The organism is Flavobacterium sp. (assembly GCF_029945805.1).
Lineage (GTDB): Bacteria > Bacteroidota > Bacteroidia > Flavobacteriales > Flavobacteriaceae > Flavobacterium.
The window spans coordinates 142,027-164,053 of sequence record NZ_JAQSDH010000035.1 but is presented as its reverse complement, the minus strand read 5'-3'; the positions used below and the strand labels follow the sequence as shown (position 1 = coordinate 164,053).

The 22,027-nt window shown below is 34.5% G+C and carries 19 protein-coding genes and 1 tRNA gene; 14 read left to right on the top strand and 6 right to left on the bottom strand.

Annotation, left to right across the window (positions count from 1 at the left end; all coding sequences use genetic code 11):
* Positions 1-40 precede the first annotated feature (40 nt).
* Positions 41-2,221: a catalase/peroxidase HPI gene (katG, locus tag PSU83_RS09190; protein ID WP_300589099.1), complete on the bottom strand. Its 2,181-nt coding sequence runs from the start codon at positions 2,219-2,221 to the stop codon at positions 41-43.
* 235 nt (positions 2,222-2,456) lie between these two features.
* On the opposite strand from katG, the gene PSU83_RS09185 reads away from it, so the two are divergent.
* Both PSU83_RS09185 and lpdA read left to right on the top strand, forming a co-directional pair.
* Complete coding sequence (locus tag PSU83_RS09185) at positions 2,457-4,136, top strand: amino acid permease (protein ID WP_300589098.1); 1,680 nt, start codon at positions 2,457-2,459, stop codon at positions 4,134-4,136.
* 653 nt (positions 4,137-4,789) lie between these two features.
* On the top strand, positions 4,790-6,193 hold the full coding sequence (lpdA, locus tag PSU83_RS09180) for a dihydrolipoyl dehydrogenase (protein WP_300589097.1): 1,404 nt from the start codon (positions 4,790-4,792) through the stop codon (positions 6,191-6,193).
* A gap of 33 nt (positions 6,194-6,226) precedes the next feature.
* Here the strand turns inward: lpdA and arsB are convergent, their stop codons facing one another.
* The 4 genes from arsB to PSU83_RS09160 form a co-directional block, all read right to left on the bottom strand.
* On the bottom strand, positions 6,227-7,279 hold the full coding sequence (gene arsB, locus PSU83_RS09175; protein WP_300589096.1) for an ACR3 family arsenite efflux transporter: 1,053 nt from the start codon (positions 7,277-7,279) through the stop codon (positions 6,227-6,229).
* Between the two features lies 1 nt (position 7,280).
* A complete protein-coding gene (locus PSU83_RS09170) occupies positions 7,281-7,895 on the bottom strand; it encodes a protein-tyrosine-phosphatase (protein WP_300589095.1) in 615 nt (204 codons plus the stop codon).
* 16 nt (positions 7,896-7,911) lie between these two features.
* On the bottom strand, positions 7,912-8,388 hold the full coding sequence (locus PSU83_RS09165; RefSeq protein WP_300589094.1) for a DUF6428 family protein: 477 nt from the start codon (positions 8,386-8,388) through the stop codon (positions 7,912-7,914).
* 120 nt (positions 8,389-8,508) lie between these two features.
* Complete coding sequence (locus PSU83_RS09160; RefSeq protein WP_300589093.1) at positions 8,509-8,832, bottom strand: metalloregulator ArsR/SmtB family transcription factor; 324 nt, start codon at positions 8,830-8,832, stop codon at positions 8,509-8,511.
* A gap of 156 nt (positions 8,833-8,988) precedes the next feature.
* Between PSU83_RS09160 and tpx the strand changes: the two genes are divergently transcribed.
* The 12 genes from tpx (at position 8,989) to PSU83_RS09100 (ending at position 20,956) form a co-directional block, all read left to right on the top strand.
* Positions 8,989-9,486, top strand: coding sequence for a thiol peroxidase (gene tpx / locus PSU83_RS09155; protein ID WP_300589092.1), 498 nt, complete (start codon positions 8,989-8,991; stop codon positions 9,484-9,486).
* A 4-nt stretch (positions 9,487-9,490) separates the two neighbouring features.
* Positions 9,491-9,862 (top strand): diacylglycerol kinase family protein, encoded by a 372-nt coding sequence (locus PSU83_RS09150; protein ID WP_300589091.1) that lies wholly within the window; start codon positions 9,491-9,493, stop codon positions 9,860-9,862.
* A 39-nt stretch (positions 9,863-9,901) separates the two neighbouring features.
* Positions 9,902-12,352, top strand: a complete 2,451-nt coding sequence (locus PSU83_RS09145) for a DNA translocase FtsK (protein WP_300589090.1) — start codon at positions 9,902-9,904, stop codon at positions 12,350-12,352.
* A 1-nt stretch (position 12,353) separates the two neighbouring features.
* A complete protein-coding gene (locus PSU83_RS09140; RefSeq protein ID WP_300589089.1) occupies positions 12,354-12,995 on the top strand; it encodes an outer membrane lipoprotein carrier protein LolA in 642 nt (213 codons plus the stop codon).
* Positions 12,996-13,001: 6 nt separating this feature from the next.
* Entirely contained in the window at positions 13,002-14,909 is a 1,908-nt protein-coding gene (locus PSU83_RS09135; protein ID WP_363319884.1) for an LptF/LptG family permease, read from the top strand.
* On the top strand, positions 14,884-16,017 hold the full coding sequence (gene ribB, locus PSU83_RS09130) for a 3,4-dihydroxy-2-butanone-4-phosphate synthase (protein WP_300589088.1): 1,134 nt from the start codon (positions 14,884-14,886) through the stop codon (positions 16,015-16,017). The genes PSU83_RS09135 and ribB overlap by 26 nt, the downstream gene beginning before the upstream one ends.
* Before the next feature lie 145 nt (positions 16,018-16,162).
* Positions 16,163-16,247 (top strand) — tRNA-Ser (locus tag PSU83_RS09125).
* 249 nt (positions 16,248-16,496) lie between these two features.
* A complete protein-coding gene (locus PSU83_RS09120) occupies positions 16,497-17,744 on the top strand; it encodes a site-specific integrase (protein ID WP_300589086.1) in 1,248 nt (415 codons plus the stop codon).
* Between the two features lie 98 nt (positions 17,745-17,842).
* The gene (locus PSU83_RS09115; protein WP_300589085.1) at positions 17,843-18,682 is read left to right on the top strand and encodes an RteC domain-containing protein; all 840 of its coding nucleotides are present in this window, start codon (positions 17,843-17,845) and stop codon (positions 18,680-18,682) included.
* A 302-nt stretch (positions 18,683-18,984) separates the two neighbouring features.
* Entirely contained in the window at positions 18,985-19,287 is a 303-nt protein-coding gene (locus PSU83_RS09110) for a helix-turn-helix domain-containing protein (protein ID WP_300589084.1), read from the top strand.
* A 297-nt stretch (positions 19,288-19,584) separates the two neighbouring features.
* Positions 19,585-20,313, top strand: a complete 729-nt coding sequence (locus PSU83_RS09105; protein WP_300589083.1) for a hypothetical protein — start codon at positions 19,585-19,587, stop codon at positions 20,311-20,313.
* Positions 20,297-20,956 (top strand): ATPase, encoded by a 660-nt coding sequence (locus PSU83_RS09100; protein ID WP_300589082.1) that lies wholly within the window; start codon positions 20,297-20,299, stop codon positions 20,954-20,956. The genes PSU83_RS09105 and PSU83_RS09100 overlap by 17 nt, the downstream gene beginning before the upstream one ends.
* Positions 20,957-21,125: 169 nt before the next feature.
* Here the strand turns inward: PSU83_RS09100 and PSU83_RS09095 are convergent, their stop codons facing one another.
* Positions 21,126-22,025 (bottom strand): WYL domain-containing transcriptional regulator, encoded by a 900-nt coding sequence (locus tag PSU83_RS09095; RefSeq protein WP_300589081.1) that lies wholly within the window; start codon positions 22,023-22,025, stop codon positions 21,126-21,128.
* Between the last annotated feature and the right edge of the window lie 2 nt (positions 22,026-22,027).

Below are 22,027 nucleotides of genomic sequence, written 5' to 3'. Positions count from 1 at the left end.
ATGCCTCTCATTTCTGAGAGGCATTTTTATTATAAAAGATTTAATTTAAATCAAATCGGTCAAGGTTCATTACTTTTGACCACACTTTAACAAAGTCTTTGACAAATTTTTCTTTGTTATCATCTTGTGCATATACCTCAGCATAAGACCTTAAGATAGAATTTGAACCAAAAACTAAATCAACTCGTGTTGCTGTCCATTTGGTAACTCCAGTTTTTCTGTCTACAATATTGTATAAATTTTCTCCAACTGAGTTCCAACTGTAATTCATATCTGTTAAATTTACAAAGAAATCATTGGTTAAAACACCTTCATTATTGGTGAACACTCCTTGTTTTGAACCTTTATAATTGGTGCCTAGCACACGCATTCCACCAATTAAAACTGTCATTTCAGGTGCTGTTAAGCCTAAAAGTTGTGCTTTATCTAGCATTAATTCTTCAGGTTCTACAACAAATTTTCTTTTCATAAAGTTTCTGAAAGCATCATTTGTTGGTTCTAAAACTTCAAATGATGCTGGATCAGTCATTTCGTCAGTTGCATCTCCTCTTCCTGCATAGAATGGAACTTTGACGTTAAAACCTCCATCTTGAGCGGCTTTTTCAATGGCTGCGCTTCCACCAAGTACAATTAAATCCGCAATACTAACTTTTTTGCTTAATCCAGATTGGATTTCAGTAAGTTTTGCTAGTACTTTTTGCAGTCTTTCAGGTTCATTTGCCATCCAATCTTTTTGTGGAGCTAAACGAATTCTTGCACCATTGGCGCCACCTCTAAAATCGGAACCTCTATAGGTTCTAGCGCTATCCCATGCAGTATTAATTAATTCAACTCTTGTCAAACCACTATTTAGTAACTTAACTTTTAATTCTTCAATTTCAGTTTCTGACAACGTGTAATTTACTGTCGGAATTGGATCTTGCCAAACTAATTCTTCTGTTGGCGCATCAGCACCTAGATATCTATTCTTAGGACCTAAATCTCTATGCGTTAATTTGAACCAAGCCCTTGCAAAAACATCATTAAAATAGGCTGGGTCTTTATGAAAACGCTCTGATATTTCTCTATAAATTGGATCCATTTTCATTGCCATATCAGCATCGGTCATGATAGGATTTCTTCTTTTAGAAGAATCAAAAGCATCAACAGGTTTGTCTTCTTCTTTAATATTTATTGGTTCCCATTGCCAAGCGCCAGCTGGACTTTTTTTCAATTCCCAATCATAAGTTAGCAATAAATGGAAATATTCATTATCCCAACGCGTAGGATGTGTTGTCCAAGAACCTTCTAAACCACTAGTTATTGTATTAGGGCCATTTCCACTTGGATTTAACCAGCCAAAACCTTGATCTTGAATTTCACCACCTTCTGGTTCTTTTCCTAATTTAGAGGCATCACCATTTCCGTGTGCTTTCCCAACGGTATGACCACCAGCAGTTAATGCACAAGTCTCTTCATCATTCATCGCCATTCGTTCAAAAGTAATACGAACATCATGAGCTGTTTTTAGAGGGTCTGGCACCCCGTCAACTCCTTCTGGATTTACATAAATTAATCCCATCATTACAGCCGCTAAAGGATTTTCTAAATCTCTTTCTCCGGAATATCTGCTGCCTTCACTTCCTGATTTTGCTAACCATTCTTTTTCTGCACCCCAATACACTTCTTTTTGCGGGTTCCAAATATCTTGACGTCCACCAGCAAATCCGAAAGTTTTGAAACCCATCGATTCATAAGCCATGTTTCCTGCTAAGACAATTAAATCTGCCCATGAAATTTTATTGCCATATTTTTTCTTGATAGGCCACAATAGACGGCGTGCTTTATCTAAATTCCCATTATCTGGCCAACTATTTATTGGCGCAAAACGCTGATTTCCTGTTCCACTACCGCCACGACCATCTGAAATTCTGTAGGTTCCAGCAGAATGCCATGCCAAACGGATCATTAATCCGCCATAATGTCCCCAATCTGCAGGCCACCAATCTTGACTATCCGTCATTAATTTTTTTAAATCAGTTTTTAATGCTTCTAAGTCTAATTTTTTAAATTCTTCGGCATAATTAAAATCACTTCCTAACGGATTTGTTTTTGAATCATGTTGACTTAGAATATCTAAGTTTAATGATTTTGGCCACCAATCTTGATTTTTAGTTGAATTTACTGAAACATCATCTTTTTGATTAAAAGGGCACTTACCTATCGTTGAATCATTTTCCATGGTATATTATTTATGTTGCTATAAAATTACATTTTCTGATGTCCAAAATTAATGATAACTATCATGTTTTACGATAGTTTTTAATTATATATTACTATTTACAAATTGGCAAAACTTATATAAAAAAAGTACCAAAGTATATATTTGCTACTTTATTCCGAATGCCTACTGGTGATTCTCCTCTTACTATCAAATCTTTTATATATTTGTTTCTTTCTAAACCAAAATCAAAAGAATGTTATTATCCAAACTATTTCGAAAAAAATCAACCGCTATAATTGTAAAACAAGGCGGTGATGGAGAATCACACGGCTTACACAAAGTTTTAAACGTTAAAGATTTGACTTTCTTTGGTATTGCAGCGATTATAGGTGGTGGTACTTTTAGTGCTATTGGCAATGCCTGTTTCTCAGGCGGTCCAGCCGTAGTTTTTTTATATGCTATTTGTGCTGTTGCTTGTGGTCTAACGGCTTTATGTTATGCCGAATTTGCCTCGCGCGTCCCAGTTTCGGGAAGTGCATATACTTACGCTTATGTTTCTTTTGGAGAATTATTTGCTTGGATTATTGGATGGGCCTTGATAATGGAATATTCTATCGGAAACATTTATATTGCTTTTTCTTGGAGCGGCTATTTTACCAATTTACTCGAAAGTTTCCACCTTCATCTACCGGAATGGCTTACGATAAACTACAAATCAGCTCAAGATGCCATTCTAGCCAATAAAGCTGGAGAAGGAATGACTGCATGGCAAACTGCTCCTACGTTAAATGGCTTCCGAATCATATTTGATTTGCCCGCAGTAGTGATTAATATGCTGATTACATATTTGGTTTATCGCGGCACCAAAGAGTCTAAAAACTTTAGTAATATAATGGTTTACATAAAATTAGCCATAATTGCCTTGGTAATAATTGTCGGTGCATTTTATATTGACATAGAGAATTGGACTCCTTTTATGCCTAATGGTTTTGGTGGTGTAATGGGCGGTGTGTCCGCTGTGTTCTTTGCCTATATCGGTTTTGACGCTGTATCAACATTGGCAGAAGAAAGCAAAAATCCGCAACGTGATTTGCCTCGTGGAATGATGTATTCACTGGTTATTTGTACGGTGGTTTATATTATTCTGGCACTTGTTATAACGGGAATGGTTTCCTATAAACTTTTGGGTGTAAGCGATCCATTGGCTGAAATTTTTGCATTAAAAGGAGTTAAATGGATGTTATTCATTGTATCTATTGCTGCTGTTGTGGCAATGACTAGTGTTTTATTAGTATTCCAGATGGGACAACCCAGAATTTGGATGACCATGAGCCGTGATGGTTTGATGCCAAAGAAATTCTCTGAAATACATCCAAAATATAAAACACCAAGTTTTGCTACCATTGTCACCGGTTTGGTTGTTGGAATTCCGATATTCTTCACAGACGAAAACTTTGTATTAGACTTCACCAGTATCGGTACTTTATTTGCTTTTGTGTTAGTTTGTGGTGGTGTATTATTACTATCTCCGCAAAGCGAAGCAGAATTAGTAGAACGCGCTACCAAAGGAAAATTCAGAATTCCGTATGTGAATTCAAAATTCATATTCCCATTGCTTTGCCTTGCAACTATTGGTGTTGTTCAGTATTATTTACCCACCTATTTCAGTGAAACATTTGATTTTTCGGGAGATAAAATTGCGACTAATATCACGTTGGTCGTATTCTTTATTCTTTGTATCGTGATGGCTGTTTTAGCCTTTTGGAAAAACCTTTCGCTACTGCCGTTATTGGGGTTAATTTCCTGCTGTTATCTACTGACAGGAATGGCTGTGTCCAACTGGAAATGGTTTGGCATCTGGTTGGTAATTGGATTAGTAGTGTACTTTATGTATGGTTTTAAAAATAGCAAACTGAATAAAAAACAAGCATAAAAAAATCCCAATTTCATAATGGATTCGTTCGTACTTGATTGGGAGTTGTAAATTTTGCCTAACAAACTAAAAAAGAAGAATAGGAACAATATTAAAAACTGCACTTTATTTTTCAACAAAAAAAATCCGTTAAAGAATAGTCTCTAACGGATTTTCTGCGCATTCTGATTTTTTTTAAAATCATAACCCACTTTTGCTTTAAACAGCCAGTTACTGTCCTTCTTATTTAAATTTAGTGGTTTTTACCAATTGCAAAAGGATAAATCTCTTCTTAACGGTTACTTTAAATAATACTCAGATTTGCATATTAAGGGATAACTTTTACTGTAAAAGCTTCTCCGCTTTGAACATTGTCTTCATTGTTTTTTAATAACAATTTCTTCTAATATTCTAAACCAAAGCTACGAAATGTATTTTTAATTTTTATTGATTTTCAATAATTTAACAGTATAAAAAAGCATTTTATCAGTTCTTGTATGCTTATACGTATTAATATAAAATAATTCTAAAACTTCTCTTATATTTGATATTAAGAGGAGAATGTCCAGTGGACATTCGGTTTTAAAAATCCTTATTTTCTTTGACTCGAAAATTCAAATAAAAACTGTAATTTTGTGACACAAAAATTTAAACAATTAACCACATATAGCATTATGAGTTCATTTGACGTAGTCATTATAGGTTCTGGCCCAGGAGGATATGTTTCAGCAATCCGTTGCGCCCAATTAGGTTTCAAAACCGCTATCATAGAAAAATATTCAACTCTAGGAGGCACTTGCCTTAACGTAGGTTGCATTCCATCAAAAGCCTTATTGGCATCCTCACATCATTACGAAGAATTACAGCATTTTGCCGATCACGGAATTGAAGTTTCGGGCGAAGTAAAAGTGAATTTGGAAAAAATGATTGCGCGCAAGCAAGCCGTGGTTGATCAGACTTCGGGCGGTGTGAAATTTTTAATGGATAAAAATAAAATCACCGTTTTTGAAGGACTAGGTTCGTTTGTAGATGCTACTCATGTCGCTATTGCGAAAGCGGATGGCACTTCAGAAACGATTGAAGGCAAAAACATAATTATTGCAACTGGTTCAAAACCATCCAATTTACCTTTCATTAAATTAGACAAAGAACGAATTATCACTTCAACAGAAGCCTTAAAATTACCAGAAGTTCCTAAACATTTAGTCATTATTGGTGGTGGTGTTATCGGAATTGAATTGGGACAAGTATACCTTCGTCTAGGTGCACAAGTTTCGGTTGTGGAATATATGGACCGAATTATTCCAGGAATGGATGCTAGTTTGTCTAAAGAATTGACTAAAGTGCTGAAAAAACAAGGCATGAAATTCTATACATCACACAAAGTACAATCTGTCGATAGAAAAGGAAAAACAGTTACGGTCAAAGCCGAAAATGCCAAAGGTGAAATTCTATCTCTTGAAGGCGATTACGCTTTAGTATCTGTGGGTCGTCGCCCGTATACTGACGGATTGAATGCTGATAAAGCTGGTGTCAAAATTACAGAACGCGGAATGGTTGAAGTAAATGATCATTTACAAACCAATGTTCCTAACATATATGCAATTGGAGATGTGGTTCGTGGCGCGATGTTAGCGCACAAAGCGGAAGAAGAAGGAGCAATGGTTGCCGAAATTATAGCAGGACAAAAACCACATATCGATTACAATCTAATTCCTGGAGTGGTTTATACATGGCCCGAAGTGGCTGCTGTTGGAAAAACTGAAGAACAATTAAAAGAAGCTGGAGTAAATTACAAAGCAGGAAGTTTTCCTTTCAAAGCGTTAGGAAGAGCACGTGCTGGTGGCGATTTAGATGGTTTCGTAAAAATATTAGCCGATGCAAAAACGGACGAAGTTTTAGGCGTTCACATGATTGGTGCGCGTTGTGCCGATTTGATTGCTGAAGCAGTAACTGCAATGGAATTCAGAGCTTCGGCTGAAGATATATCTAGAATGTCGCACGCACATCCAACATTTGCTGAAGCTATTAAAGAAGCAGCATTGGCGGCAACGGACAATAGAGCATTGCATGTTTAATTAGAATTCTTAGATTTTAGATATAAAACCAACTCAATTGAGTTGGTTTTTTTGTGGTTTATAGTATTTTTTTTTGAGCCAAAAAGCAACATTTACCAAGAGTATCAATGCAGGAACTTCAACTAAAGGCCCAATTACTCCAGCGAAAGCTTGTCCGCTATTAATTCCGAAAACACCAATGGAAACGGCAATAGCCAATTCAAAATTATTTCCTGAAGCTGTGAAAGATAATGCAACAGCATCACGATAATTGGCACCAATTTTCTTTGAAACGAAAAACATCAAGAAAAACATAATTCCAAAGAAAATAACTAATGGAATTGCTATTCTAATAACATCCATCGGTAAATCAACAATTATTTCCCCTTTTAAACTAAACATAATTACAATTGTAAAAAGCAACGCTATCAACGTAATTGGAGAAACAAAAGGAATAAACTTTTGATTAAACCATTTATCACCTATAAATCTTTTTATCAAATAGAGACTTGCAACAGCTAACGCAAACGGAATTCCTAAATAAATTCCAACAGTTTTGGCAATTTCTGCAACCGTAATATTCAATTCTAAACCCTTAATTCCGAATAAAGGCAACATAATTTCTAAATAGAAATAAGCGTACAAACTAAAAAAGAACACTTGCAACAAACTGTTAATTCCTATTAAACCAGCTGTTAATTCACGATTTCCTTCGGCTAATTCATTCCAAACAATTACCATTGCAATGCAAGGCGCAATTCCGATGATAATCAAACCCGTCATGTATTCTGGATAGTCTTTCAAGAAGAAAGTAGCTAATAAAAACATTAAAAATGGTCCAAAAATCCAAGTGATAAAAAAAGAAGCCGTTAACAATTTTGGCTTTTCAAACATCAATGGAATTTTTGAAAAATCGATTTTAGTTAATGGCGGATACATCATCAAAATCAATCCAATTGCTAACGGAACATTAGTAGTTCCAGAAGAAAATGAATTAATAAAATCCGCTGAATTTGGAATAAAATAACCAATTGAAACTCCAAGTACCATCGCTAAAAATATCCAGAGCGTTAAATACTTGTCTAAAAATCCTAATCGTTTTTTCATTTTATCGCTTCGTTATTTGAGAAAAAACAAAGTACATTTCCGAAGCTATTTCCAAACTTCTTTCAGCATATTTTTCGTCCATAACTGCTGTTCCATCAAAAACTTTTGGATCTTCATATCTTATTGGTAATCTAACTTCTGCACCAGCAATAAAAGGGCAATTTTCATCAGCAGACGAACAAGTAATTATAGCAGCAAATTTTGATTCTGGATTAAAAGCAGCATCAAAAATCTTTGAAAAACAAATGATTGGATGAGCGTTCATATTATATTTTACAGCATAAACTGGATTACTTTCTGAACTCAATTTTTCAATTTTAAATCCTTGATTCGTTAAAGTTTCAGCTACTTTTGGAAATAGTGCTGTAGCATCCGTTCCGCCAGAATAACAAAAAACGTTTGAAACTTGAAAATGAAACGCCATGGTTTGTGCCCAAATTTGAGACAAATGACTTCTACGTGAATTGTGTGTGCAAATGAAATTTAAACGAATTTCTTCTTGACTATTTACTTTATGCTGAACGTATTCGACTAATGAATTCAATAGTTCTTTTCGTTCTTCTGAAATTTTAAATTCAGAAACTAAAGCAATATTTGCTAGTATAGTACTATTCATTTTTTAGATTTTTATATTAACAACAACCCGATTCTGGAGTACAACAAGATGTTTGTTTTGGTTTCCACTCGCCTATTTTAACTTTTGGTTTTTCTTCAGGAATTCCGCATTTATCTTTTGCCAAACAATCGGTTAGTTTCGATTTTAATTGAAAATTAGTTCCGTCAAAATCCAAATCAAATTTTCCAATGGTTTCCTTCATTTGATATTCTACTTCAATTTCTAAATCTGGAATTTGAAGTTTTTCTTCTGATAATTCAATTATATGAACCAATTTTTCTGGATGCAATCTGTGATCGTAATCATTTGCTTCCCATAACTGAAAATTGGCAACTTCTTCGTTACGAACTGTTCCACCACAATCGATGAAATTTTTGGTAACCTTTCCTACTTCTGTTACATGAAAATGAGTAGGAACTAATTCGCCATTAGGCAATTGAAACGCAATGGTTTCTAAATTTTTTAAATGATTTTTAATTTCTGATAATTTCATAATTAGATTTTTTTTAGACTTCTTAGATTGTTAGACTTCTTAGATTATTAGATTTTTACCTTTTTACCTTTTTATAATCTAAGTTGTCTAAAAGGTCTAAAAGGTCTAAGTTGTCTTTTATTAACAACATTTATTTTTTAATTTATGACGAATCATCCCAAAATGATTTTCGATTTTGTCAATAGTGTCTGGATTAATACAATAACAAATTGCCGTTCCTTCGATGGTTCCTTTTATAATACCCACATTTTTCAATTCTTTCAAATGCTGCGAAATTGTAGGTTGCGCCAATGGCAACTCGTTTACAATATCGCCACAAATACACGAATCCACCGTCAATAAATAATCCACAATAGCAATTCGTGCCGGATTAGACAGTGCCTTAAACAAGTTGGCCATTTCATTTTGTTCTACCGAAAAAGAATCTGATTTTGATGCTCCCATATCATAAATTATTATATTGCAATATTACGATATAACAATCTATTTCACCAAATTAAAAGTGTTAAAATTGGTTTACTTCTAATTTACACAACAAAATCTTTAGCACGAAGTTTCACTTTTTTTTACTACTTTTGACACTCAAAAAAACATCCAATCATGGCTTCAATAACATTAGGCGGAAACCCAATAAACACCATTGGTGACTTACCAAAAGTAGGTGCTAAAGCACCCGATTTTCAATTAGTAAAAACGGATTTATCTACCGTAACTTTAGCAGATTTTGCAGGTTCAAAAGTAGTGTTGAATATTTTTCCAAGTATCGATACGGCGACTTGTGCGACTTCGGTACGAACATTTAATGCCGATGCAAGCAAATTAGCGAACACTAAAGTTTTATGTATTTCACGTGATTTGCCTTTTGCACAAAACCGCTTTTGTGGTGCGGAAGGATTAGAAAATGTAATTAATTTATCTGATTTTAAAACCGGAAGTTTTGGCAAAGACTACGGTTTAGAAATTGCGGACAGTGCTTTTAGTGGTTTACATTCGAGAGTAGTTATTGTTTTAGATGAAAATGGAATAATAAAATACACGGAACAAGTAGCTGAAATAGCGAATGAGCCGAATTACGAATTAGCTTTAGCTGCACTATAATGATATGGAAAGAGATAAATCTTTTGTAACAGGACGAATAAAAAGTGTGCGCTACACGGTCATCGGCGCTCATAAACTAATCACCACAGAACACAGCGTGATGGTTCAATCTTCAATTGCTGTTCTGTTGATAATTGCTGGATTTTATTTCAATATCTCACGAGAAGAATGGATGATGCAGATTCTAGCAACCGGTTTGGTTCTTGCCGTGGAAGGTTTGAATACCGCAGTGGAAAAGATTTGTGATTTCATTCATCCGGAATACCATGAACGAATTGGCTTTATCAAGGATATTGCTGGAGGCGCTGTATTATTTGCTGCCATGGCCTCGATCGCTGTTGGATTGTTAATTTATGTTCCAAAATTTCTATACTAATTCGATTAAATTTCTATTTTTATAGCTTATAGATAAACAATGGCAAAAACAGTAAAAAAAGAAACTAAAGAAAAAGATCCGCAGTTAGAAATTAAAATTCTAAAGACCCAAAAACAGTACCGCATGCTGTTTGGTTTCTTACTGATGCTTTTATCAATAGCTTTTTTGGTTTCCTTTATATCCTTTTTTATTTCAGGTCAAAACGACCAAAGTGCTGTTGATTCTTTTACAGACCGAAACGAGCATGTACAAAACTGGCTGGGTAAATTTGGGGCATATACCGCTGATTTATTCATTTATCGCGGTTTTGGCGTGGCTTCCTTTTTGTTTGTGAAGCTTTTATTTTTAAGCGGCGCCTTCCTATTGCTGGATTTACCGATCAAAAAACTTAAAAACACTTGGTTTTGGGATTTGTTTGCTATAATCGTTTTATCCATGACCTTTGGTTTTTTCTCTACAACTATTCCGGAATTAGGCGGAACAGTTGGTTATGAACTCAACCAGTTTATTCAGGATTATATTGGTAAAACTGGAACATTACTGGTAATTGTATTCGCAGTTGTAATCTATTTAATTTTCAAAATCAAAATATCTCCAGATGCGATCAAAGCTTTTTTTGAAAAAAAACACAAAGACATCAAACAAGATTTAAGCGGATTATCCACTACTGCTGCTACTGGAACAGCCTATAATTTGGAAGAATTTGCGGTAAACGAAGAACCTGAATCACAGTCCGAAGAACCTACATTAAAACCTTCTCAATTCGAAATCAATAAAGAATCCTTAAAGCCAACGATTGAAAATGCTTCCGAAATTAATTTGGAACCAACCATAAAAGCAGTTACCCCTACTCCAATTCCAAGTTCTGAATTACAGATTATCGAAACACCGGAAGAAGTTTTTGTAATTGAAAAAGCGGCTGTTGAAGATATAATGGAAGAAAATCTGGCTGCAAAATTAGTAGCTGATTTTGGTGAATTTGACCCCACCTTAGAATTATCCAATTATAAATTCCCAACAATTGATTTATTGAAAGAATATGCCTCAGTAGGTATTACTATAAACCAAGCGGAATTAGAGGAAAACAAAAACCGAATTGTTGAAACCCTCAAAAATTATAAAATCGATATTGCTCAGATCAAGGCAACGGTTGGTCCTTCGGTAACTTTATATGAAATTGTTCCCGAAGCCGGAATTCGTATTTCCAAAATCAAAAGTCTTGAAGACGATATTGCACTATCATTAGCGGCACTCGGGATTCGTATCATTGCGCCTATTCCTGGAAAAGGCACGATTGGTATTGAGGTTCCAAATAAAAACCCGACGATGGTTCCGATGCGCAGCGTAATTGGATCTGCTAAGTTTCAAGAAGCTGAAATGGAACTGCCAATTGCTTTAGGAAAAACAATTTCAAATGAAACTTTTGTAGTTGACTTGGCTAAAATGCCACACTTATTAATGGCTGGAGCAACGGGTCAAGGAAAATCAGTGGGTTTGAATGCCGTACTGACTTCATTATTGTACAAAAAACATCCAGCGGAAGTGAAGTTTGTTTTGGTTGATCCAAAGAAAGTCGAGCTAACACTTTTCAATAAAATAGAACGTCATTATTTGGCCAAACTTCCAGATGATGGTGATGCCATTATTACCGATAATACAAAAGTGGTTCATACGTTAAATTCGTTGTGTATCGAAATGGACAACCGCTATTCGTTACTAAAAGATGCTATGGTTCGTAATATCAAAGAATACAACGATAAGTTTAAAGCACGGAAATTAAATCCGGAAAACGGACACCGATTTTTACCTTATATCATCTTGGTTGTCGATGAGTTTGCCGATTTAATTATGACTGCCGGAAAAGAAGTAGAAACCCCGATTGCTCGTTTGGCGCAATTGGCACGTGCAATTGGAATCCATTTAATTATTGCAACACAAAGACCGTCGGTAAACGTAATTACCGGTTTAATTAAAGCGAATTTCCCAGCGCGTATTGCTTTTAGAGTAACCTCCAAAATTGATTCCAGAACTATTTTGGACACTCAAGGTGCCGACCAATTGATTGGACGTGGAGATTTATTATATTCTAACGGTAATGATTTAGTTCGTGTACAATGCGCTTTCGTTGATACTCCAGAAGTAGAACGCATTGTAGATTATATCGGCTCACAAAAAGCTTATGCAAGCGCTTATTTACTACCAGAATACGTTGGTGAAGAAGGAAGCAATGTAAAACTCGATGTTGATATTTCCGAGAGAGACAGCATGTTTCGAGAAGCTGCAGAAATAATTGTAACTGCTCAACAAGGTTCGGCATCATTATTGCAAAGGAAGTTGAAATTGGGTTATAACCGTGCCGGAAGATTGATTGATCAGTTAGAAGCAGCCGGAATTGTAGGTCAGTTTGAAGGAAGCAAAGCGAGAAGTGTAAACATTACAGACTTGGCTTCGTTAGATCAATTTTTCACCAATGAACAAAACAACGCTTAAAATGAAAAAAATATTTTCAATTGCTATCGTACTTTTAGTGACACTAAGTGCTACTGCTCAAGATAAAAAAGCAAAAGATTTATTAGACCAAGTTACTGCTAAGATTAAGTCATACGACAATATTACTATTGATTTCAAATACACGCTCAACAATAGTAAGGAAAATATCAATAAAGAAAGTAAAGGAAATGTAATTATTCAGGACAATAAGTATGTGTTGAATTTTATGGGTGTAACTAAAATCTACGATGGTAAAAAAAGCTACACTATCGTTCCAGAAGATGAGGAAGTAACCATCTCAAGTCTTAATGATGCTGATGATAAAGCCATAACACCTTCTAAAATGCTTACCTTTTTCAGTTCTGGCTATAAATACAGCTGGGATATTTTACAAGATGTTAAAGGTCGAAAAATACAGTATATAAAATTGGTTCCTACCAACGCTAAAGACCAACGAAAAGAAGTATTATTAGGCATCGATTCTCAAACTAAAAACATCTTCAATGTTATTGAAATGGGGAAAAATGGTACTAGAACAACACTTACTGTTAATTCTTTTAAAACCAATCAGCCTTTATCAAAAAATCAGTTTACCTTTGCCGCTAGTAAATATCCAAATTACTACATCAATAAACTAGATTAATCTCGGGTGAAAATACTTGATAAGTACTTACTAAAATCCTTCCTTATTACATTTGCTACGGTATTTGTAATTCTATTTTTTATATTCGTATTGCAAGTTGTCTGGTTGTTCATCTCTGAATTAACTGGTAAAGATTTGGACATCGTAATGATCCTGAAATTTTTACTCTTCAAGATGCCAAGCATTATCCCGCTGGTATTACCACTTTCCGTTTTATTAGCTTCTATTATGACTTTTGGAAGTTTGGCAGAAAACTATGAATTTGCCGCCATGAAGTCATCCGGAATCTCATTGCAACGCGCGATGCGAAGTCTGATTTATTTCATCACCGGTTTAAGTATTGTAGCTTTTATATTTGCTAATAATGTAATTCCGTTTGCCGAATATAAGTTTGTTAACTTCCGCAGAAATATTGCTCAAGTAAAGCCAGCATTAGCTATAGCAGAAGGGCAATTCAGCCAAATTGGAACTTATAATATTAAGGTTGAAAAGAAATCAGGTGACAACGGTAAATTTCTAAGCGGAATTACCATTCACCAATTATCCAATCTTGGAGCAGGAAGTAATACGGTTATTAAAGCAAAAAACGGAGAATTAATTAGTAGCGAAAAATCTAATATTTTGAAATTAGTGCTTAAAGATGGTAACTATTATGAAGATATTATTCCGAAGAAATTTGAAGATCGTACTAAAGTACCTTTTGCTAAAAGCGCCTTCAAAAGATATGTCATCAATATTGATTTATCTAAATTGAACAGCGCCAACATGAATGAAGAACAAATTACGAATACCAACACCATGCTGACCGTTGGCGAACTGTCTTATACGTTGGATTCGTTACAGAAAAACTTCAATAAAGACATAGCTTCGATTGCCGAAAATGTAAACCAACGCTCTTCATTGACCAGTTCAGGAAATCCATATGATACTACAAAGACCGCTATTAGTGACGATATTTTAAAAAATTATTCTGATACTGATAAAATCCAAATGTTACGTGTGGCAAGTGGCAACGTCGATGCTGCTAACTTTTCTTTTGAAACTTCCCGCTATGAGTTAGTTGACAAACAAAAGAATATCAATCAACATTGGATCGCTTTATATGACAAATTCGTCATTGCTTTTTCTTGTTTACTAATGTTTTTTATTGGTGCACCTTTGGGAGCTATTATCCGTAAAGGAGGTTTGGGATTACCCATTGTATTCGCTATTTTAATTTTCATTATTTTCCACTTCATTAACACATTTGGTAAAAAAGTAGCACAACAAGATGAATTATCACCTTTTTTTGGGAGTTGGATGTCCACAATTGTTTTAGGGCCATTAGCAGTAATTCTGACCAAAAAAGCCACCGACGATAAAGGATTTGCGTTTAGTTTTGATTTCGGCTGGGCTATGTTTTTAATCAGTAAAATTCCCTATATCAATTCATTTGTAAAACCTTCTAACAAAGCAGAAACACAGGAAAGTCAAATAAGTATAGGGGCCGATACTCCTACTCCAACTCTGGAAAACAGCAGTACTCCATCAGTAAAAAAAGTTCCAAAAAAATTTGATAAAATAGCTTTAGAAACAGCAGAATCAGATTATAAAAAATTCAGTATTATTGCGCTTATATTCAACATACTCTCACTCTCTGTATTGGTATCCGGACTTTTGGAAGGTATCTTACTGATGATAGGTTGCACCATTTTAGCTTTGGTATTTTTTGTTTTCTTAGTTAAATCGCAGCAATCCTTATATAAAATAGTTACGCAATATAACACATCTGCCGACATCAATATAATCACATTACTATTGGGCGGCTTTCCTTTTTACATTTTATTCTATCTCTACAATAGGGATTTTCTAAAAAACATTTCATCAAAAACAACACAACAACAGTCTCATGGACACGACGAAAATAAAGCTTAACACTATTGAAGAAGCCATCGAAGACATTCGACAAGGCAAAATTATCATTGTAGTAGATGATGAAGATCGTGAAAATGAAGGTGATTTTTTGGCTGCAGCCGATAAGGTAACACCCGAAATGATCAATTTCATGGCTACACATGGTAAAGGATTAATCTGCGCGCCTTTGACCGAAAAACGCTGCCTCGAATTAGAATTGCATTCGATGGTAAAAAACAATACCGATCATATGGAAACTGCTTTTACGGTTTCTGTAGATTTAAAAGGAAACGGCGTTACTACCGGAATTTCGGCAGCAGACCGATCAAAAACAATAGTAGCTTTAGTAAATGAAGATACAAAACCTTATGATTTAGCGCGCCCTGGTCATATTTTTCCATTGGTAGCCAAACAAGGAGGCGTTTTAAGGAGAACTGGTCATACAGAAGCCGCAATTGATTTTGCGCGATTGGCTGGATTCAAATCGGCCGGAGTAATTTGTGAGATTATGAATGAAGATGGCACAATGGCACGTTTACCCGAATTGGTAGAAGTGGCTAAGAAGTTTAATCTGAAATTAGTTTCTATAGAAGATTTGGTGGCTTACCGCATGCAACACGACAGTCTGATTGTAAAGAAAGATGATTTTGAGATGGAAACGCGTTTTGGCACCTTCCGTTTAAGAGCGTATCAGCAGACTACTAATAAGCAAGTGCATTTGGCCTTAACAAAAGGTAGTTGGAACATGGGCGATGCTATACTTACAAGAGTTAATTCAACACAAGCCAATAATGACATTCTAAATACTTTAGCGATGGCTATGGACAAAAAACTGGATGATGTTTTCAACCGTATCATTTTAGAAGAAAAAGGAGCTATTTTGTTTATTAATCAGGACGTAGATTCGTCAGATTTGCTGAACAGGTTAACCGAATTAAAGCAATTGCAAGCAGAAGGAAACCACAGAGTGCCGCAAATCAAGATGGATGTGAAGGATTTTGGAATTGGTGCTCAGATACTGCACGACATTGATATTTCGAAGATACGGCTGATTTCCAATAGTATGCAAAGCAAACGGGTGGGAATGATTGGATACGGGTTAGAGATTAGTGAGTATGTACCTTATTAAAAATGACACCAAATTTGTATAGTAAAATGCAGTTAGTGAAACAAAAAACAAAAAAATAACTGCATATTTTAGTTCAAATCTTTTTGCAAAATGAAAAAGGTTACTATATTTGCACTCGCAAGAACAAATTGCGCACGCTCAAACTGGAGAAATGGCAGAGCGGTCGAATGCGGCAGTCTTGAAAACTGTTGACTGTCACAGGTCCGGGGGTTCGAATCCCTCTTTCTCCGCTGGTTATTTCAAAAAACCTACCAAAACCCTTTAAATCGTATGATTTAGAGGGTTTTTTAATTTACTCCCTATCCAAATTATTCATAGTTTCTCATTCTAAAGGGGTACAATTCGGGGCACTTTAAAAAATAAAAATCATTGTGCCCCTACCTGTGTAAACCCTTTTAAAACAAGGGGTTCATTCATTGAACATCTTGTTTTGTGTTGATAGTTTTTCTAAATTTCTATTAACTTAAAGGTTACCAATTATGGACAATCCAATTTCAATCCTTTTTTATTTAAAAAGATTCAAAGTCAACGCTCAAGGTTTAGTTCCCATTTTCCAACGAATTACCATCAACGGCAGAAGACTAGACAATAGTACTGGCAAATTTGTTGATCCCGACAAATGGCATTCTGAAATGTCTAAAATGAGAGGAACTTCGGAGGAAGCTCGTTCAATCAATGGACATCTTGACAATTTAAAATCAAAGATTTTAAACCTGGAGAAAAATTTAATCAAAAAAGACATCCCAGTAAACTTTGAATCCTTCAAAAATGAGTTGACTGGTAAAAAAGAACGCGAACGAATGTTAGTTCCAATCTTTCAGGAACACAATCGTAAAATCAAAGAACTGGTTGGACAGGAATATGCAGCTGGAACATTGGAACGCTATGAAACTTCGTTGAAACATACCAAAGATTTTATTTCTTGGAAATACAATATTACGGACATCAATATCGAGAAGATAGACCATTCCTTTATCACCGAATATGAATTCTACTTACGCAGCGTACGAAAATGTGCCAATAACACCGCTGTCAAATACATCAAGAATTTCCACAAGATTATCAACCAATGCTTGGCCAATGGCTGGCTGAACAAAGATCCTTTCGTCAATTACAAAGCGAAAGTCAAAGAAGTTGTTCGGGAGTTCCTTTCGGAAGTCGAAATAGAACAAATGATGAACAAAGAATTTGTTTCCGAGAGATTGGAACTAGTTCGTGATATATTCGTTTTCAGCTGCTTTACAGGCTTAGCGTATATAGATGTGAAACAATTAACGCTTGACAATATTTCGTTGGGAATAGATGGCGATAAATGGATTTTTAAAAACCGACAAAAAACCGATACAGCATCCAAAATTCCATTATTACCGACCGCAAAATACATCATCGATAAATACGCAGAACATCCAGTTTGCAAAAACGAGAAACGACTTTTACCAATTTTAAGTAATCAAAAAATGAACGCTTATCTTAAGGAGATTGCAGATGTATGCGAAATCAAAAAGGAATTGACCTTTCATATTGCCCGTCATACTTTTGCTACTACTATAACACTTTCCAATGGAGTTCCTTTAGAAACAGTAAGCAAAATGTTGGGGCACACCAGCCTTAAAACAACCCAGCATTATGCTAAAATCTTAGATAAGAAAATTAGCGAGGACATGATGATTTTAAAATCAAAATTTGCTTCAAAACCGCAAAATTTAAAAAAGTCAGGGAATCTCTAGGCTCAGCCGTGTTAATAACTTTTTACCAAATAGTATGGCATTATATTAATACAAAATGGTTTATTTTGATACTATCAGTTTAAACCATTTTGTTTTTTATGGAATTCAATCACATCAACTATTTTAACGAATTTGAAAGAGAATACGAAGTGCTGAAAAATGCATCAGATGACGTTTTGACCGTTTCTTTAGATATTATTCACTACATAGAAAAAAAATTGAAGGAGTTATTCAAATGGCTAAAAAAACACGTTTTTAAAACTCTACAAGAAGAAATCTATTTTTTCAAAGAATTAAAACCAAGAATGGTTTCAAAACTACTTTTTTATAAAGAGTTATTGAAATTAGAAACCTCATTACCACCAAGCAAAAAAAACAAAAAAAAGCATTATGAAGAATTGCTATCTGACATTCATCAATATGTTGTATGCAATAGAGAATTTTATCAATACTACCGTTCGAAAACAACCATCAAAGATAAAGACCTTTTTGTACGCCGCAGCTACAAAGATATTGTTAGGGACGATTGTTGCTTGATTAACTTTGATTCCAAGCTTTGCACTTCTCACGATTTCAATGTAGCTATCATTATAGCAAATGATATGTTCACTAGTTATTTAGAAAACAAGCTGGATGAGTTAAATGGGAACATCACAGCAAAATACAACCCAACTATAAGCAAAATTACTTGGACAGGTACAAAAATGGAATTAGCAGAGCTAATATATGGTTTGTACTATAAAAAAATGTTGAATGGTGGTAACATTGACATAAAAGAAATTGCTCGAGGGCTATGTGTAGCTTTTAATATTGATTTAGATGATAAAGCACTTTATCGATGCCTGCAAGACATTAAAAAGCGATATCCTGTTAATGCAATATTTCTTCAAAATCTTGCTGAGGTAGCAAACAATAAATTTAGAGGAGAAGATTATTAAACTTTCATAACCAAGTTTTCAACTTGGTTTTTTTATCTGTACAATTCTTTTTGTACGAATTTAGAACCCAACTTGGGTTCTACTTGGGTATCCTTCCACAAGCCCATATTTTCCGTTGCGACTTCCAACAAATTAAAAACGGAGAAATTGACCATTTATGTTAAAGTTTAAAAAGTAAACTCCAAAATCAATGGGATTATAAACTTTTTTGAACAAAAAACAACCCAACTTGGGTTCACCTTGGGTTTAAAAAACAATCAAATGAAAGTAATTTGTCTCATAACAAATCAAACACTTTCATTATGAACTTACATCCAAAAAAACTCTTTCCGGAAATCGACAACATCGAATTGTTAAACCACCAAGTAGTAACAAAAAGAGACTTACTCAATTTTGGCAATGCACTACTTCACGAAATTCAATCAGGTAAACCAGCAGCAGAAGAACCTACACAATGGCTCAAATCTTCCGAAGTTCGAAAACTCCTCAAAATTTCTCCAGGCACTTTGCAAAACCTTCGCATTAATGGAACCTTAAACTTCAATCGTGTCGGTGGCATCCTTTACTACAAGTACGATGATTTAAAGAAATTACTCGATAAATAAGATGAAAACAACCGATAACAATTGCAACGGCTCTTGTGAAGTTTGCGACTGCAAAATAAAAGTCTTAATACTTAATACAAACATCTTAATACACAGACAATGAACTACATAAAACACCTCACCGGCTTTTTTAATAAAATCAATAATGAAAATTCCATTAACCCCACTCACATCTCGCTCTATTTGGCACTATTTCAATGTTGGAACGTGAACAGGTTCAAAAATCCTACTGGTATTTCACGTGAAGAAATTATGAAAGCCAGCAAAATAAATTCTAAAGCAACCTATCATAAATGTATGAAAGAATTAGAAGCACTTGGTTTTATGGAGTATATGCCAACATTCAACCCACATTCCTGTTCTAATGTAAATATGGTAAACTTCTCTGATGTGTTAACTACTAGACCAAAATTTGAACCCTTTACTAGTCCAAAAAATAAATCTATTGAAAATTTAACCCATTCAGCAATGGAACAAGTTCTTGAACAAGTCAATTGTGACAACAGCTTTAAAAACAGCAATTTAAAAGCAGATAATAAATACAAACAAAACGTTCAACCCGTTCAAAATAAAACTAAGCTAAAAAATATACAGCCTATTGAACAGGTTAATGAACAGGTATATATAGATAATAATAAAACATATACAAACAATATAAACAATAATATAGATGACAAATTCGAAAATTTAAATGCTGAAAATTCAAATAAAGCTCTGAAAGAAATTCAAGAAGAAAAAAGTTGCGTCAAAAAAGAAGAAATAAATAATAACGGAAACACACCATCTATTGAAATGATATTGGAATATTTCGCTTTTAAAGAAAGTTCTGAAACCGAAGCCAACAAGTTTTTCAACTATTACTCCAGTATCGGTTGGTTAGTCGGAGGTAAAACCAAAATGAAAGACTGGAAAGCTTCTGCACGAAACTGGATAATGAACCAAAATAAATTCCAACCCAAATCAAGTTCACCTCAACCAAATCATCTGCACACTCTAACTCACAAAAACTATGGAGAACCATTGTAAATTCATCACTGATACCTATACCATTGAAGGCAATGACAAAATCTATGATTTTAATAAATGCTTGTCTTATATCCATTATCATGGTAAAGCACAATACGGTCAATCATTCAAAATAAATGAAGTCGATTGCCCTATTTTTTACAAGCTATTAATCTACATGATCAAAGACAAAAGTGAAGCAGCAAAACTGCAAATCGATTTATCAAAAGGAATTTTATTATCGGGACCTATTGGCTGCGGCAAAACATCAATAATGCACCTCATCCGACCATTTGCTATACCAGCCACTGACTACAAAATAAAAACATGTCGAGAAATTTCATTCGAGTTTGCAAAAAGAGGATATGAAGCTTTACAGCCATACACTCAAAAATTAAATAATAATAGCAGACTTCATGGATATTGTTTTGACGATGTTGGTGCAGAGCAACAAATAAAACATTTTGGAAATGACTGCAACGTCATGGCTGAAATTCTCATCAGTCGCTATGAACATTTTATAGATAACAAATCCATAACCCACATAACCAGTAATCTTTCAGCTTCAGAAATAGAAACAATCTATGGCAACCGTATTCGCTCACGGCTTCGCAATATGCTTAACCTCATTGCATTTGATAAAGAAACAAAAGATAAACGCTAACAAAAATTCCCGCGAAAGCGGGAACCTAAAAAAATTAATATGAAATCCATCAGAAACTTCTGGAAATGGTTTTAAGACCACAAACAAACCATCAAAAATCTTCTAAACTCAACCCAAAAAATCGACTTAATTATGGCTATTGCAATCCAGAATATTTCAATTAGTTAATTTAAATAAAAGTATCCTTCAATCGTTCTTGTGCATAATCCTTTAATGCTTGAGGTCCTATAATTTTTACCTCACCAGGCAAACCGAGTACAAAACGTCCAACCCCTAAAAAATTGCCAACCTCACAATCCAATTGATACAATGTATCGGTAACTTTAGTTATGTATTTTTCGGACAGAGGATATTCTTCAACAATCAAATTATAAGCAACCAAACTCAATTCTAATTGGACAGAAATAGGTTCAAAACTTTGAATTCTAAAAATATCTATAATACCTTTTTTATGTTGGGGTTTATGTTTCCATACTTGTTCCAGTAGGGAAACATTTTTAATTCTGGAAGTTTTAAAAACTTTATTTAAACCGTCCTCAACATCAAAACACCATACTCCAGTATAATTTATTGTAAAATCGATAGGCTCTACAATTCTATCGCGTATGTTTTTACTGTTCCCTGATTTGTAAGATTGTAAAACAACTTGCTTTTGCTGTTTTATGGCTTGGAGTAAAGTGTAGATATTTTCACTTTCCTCTTTCTTGGCAATGGCATGAATAACTCGGTCAAAATCATACAAACTATATAATTTTCTAACAAGTTTATTTTTTAGTGCATCTGTATCGTCAATACTATGAATGGCTTTACTTAGAATAAAAGCTTCTTCTTCAGAAAAATGCAACAAATGACTAATTTCTTGAACAGTAGTATTCTCTTTATCGATTTTGAAATAACCATTATTATTTTCAATAACAAAACCAACGTGCTTAAAAGTGTCCAAATAACGATAAACGGTTCGTTGTGAAATTTCAAATCGTTCCGATAGTTCTGCTATGGTTCGCCCATATTGACAATCCAGTAACAATAAAACCTCGAGCATTTTTTGAAATTTCGCCTGGTCGGACATGA

Excerpts from the sequence above, each read along its gene's own strand:
- katG (WP_300589099.1), bottom strand. The coding sequence starts at position 2,221 with ATGGAAAATGATTCAACGATAGGTAAGTGCCCTTTTAATCAAAAAGAT.
- arsB (WP_300589096.1), bottom strand. The coding sequence starts at position 7,279 with ATGAAAAAACGATTAGGATTTTTAGACAAGTATTTAACGCTCTGGATA.
- PSU83_RS09105 (WP_300589083.1), top strand. The coding sequence starts at position 19,585 with ATGAAAGAATTAGAAGCACTTGGTTTTATGGAGTATATGCCAACATTC.
- PSU83_RS09185 (WP_300589098.1), top strand. The coding sequence starts at position 2,457 with ATGTTATTATCCAAACTATTTCGAAAAAAATCAACCGCTATAATTGTA.
- PSU83_RS09095 (WP_300589081.1), bottom strand. The coding sequence starts at position 22,025 with ATGTCCGACCAGGCGAAATTTCAAAAAATGCTCGAGGTTTTATTGTTA.
- PSU83_RS09150 (WP_300589091.1), top strand. The coding sequence starts at position 9,491 with ATGGAAAGAGATAAATCTTTTGTAACAGGACGAATAAAAAGTGTGCGC.
- PSU83_RS09120 (WP_300589086.1), top strand. The coding sequence starts at position 16,497 with ATGGACAATCCAATTTCAATCCTTTTTTATTTAAAAAGATTCAAAGTC.
- tpx (WP_300589092.1), top strand. The coding sequence starts at position 8,989 with ATGGCTTCAATAACATTAGGCGGAAACCCAATAAACACCATTGGTGAC.
- PSU83_RS09160 (WP_300589093.1), bottom strand. The coding sequence starts at position 8,832 with ATGGGAGCATCAAAATCAGATTCTTTTTCGGTAGAACAAAATGAAATG.
- PSU83_RS09115 (WP_300589085.1), top strand. The coding sequence starts at position 17,843 with ATGGAATTCAATCACATCAACTATTTTAACGAATTTGAAAGAGAATAC.
- PSU83_RS09170 (WP_300589095.1), bottom strand. The coding sequence starts at position 7,895 with ATGAATAGTACTATACTAGCAAATATTGCTTTAGTTTCTGAATTTAAA.
- ribB (WP_300589088.1), top strand. The coding sequence starts at position 14,884 with ATGGACACGACGAAAATAAAGCTTAACACTATTGAAGAAGCCATCGAA.
- PSU83_RS09100 (WP_300589082.1), top strand. The coding sequence starts at position 20,297 with ATGGAGAACCATTGTAAATTCATCACTGATACCTATACCATTGAAGGC.
- lpdA (WP_300589097.1), top strand. The coding sequence starts at position 4,790 with ATGAGTTCATTTGACGTAGTCATTATAGGTTCTGGCCCAGGAGGATAT.
- PSU83_RS09145 (WP_300589090.1), top strand. The coding sequence starts at position 9,902 with ATGGCAAAAACAGTAAAAAAAGAAACTAAAGAAAAAGATCCGCAGTTA.
- PSU83_RS09140 (WP_300589089.1), top strand. The coding sequence starts at position 12,354 with ATGAAAAAAATATTTTCAATTGCTATCGTACTTTTAGTGACACTAAGT.
- PSU83_RS09165 (WP_300589094.1), bottom strand. The coding sequence starts at position 8,388 with ATGAAATTATCAGAAATTAAAAATCATTTAAAAAATTTAGAAACCATT.
- PSU83_RS09110 (WP_300589084.1), top strand. The coding sequence starts at position 18,985 with ATGAACTTACATCCAAAAAAACTCTTTCCGGAAATCGACAACATCGAA.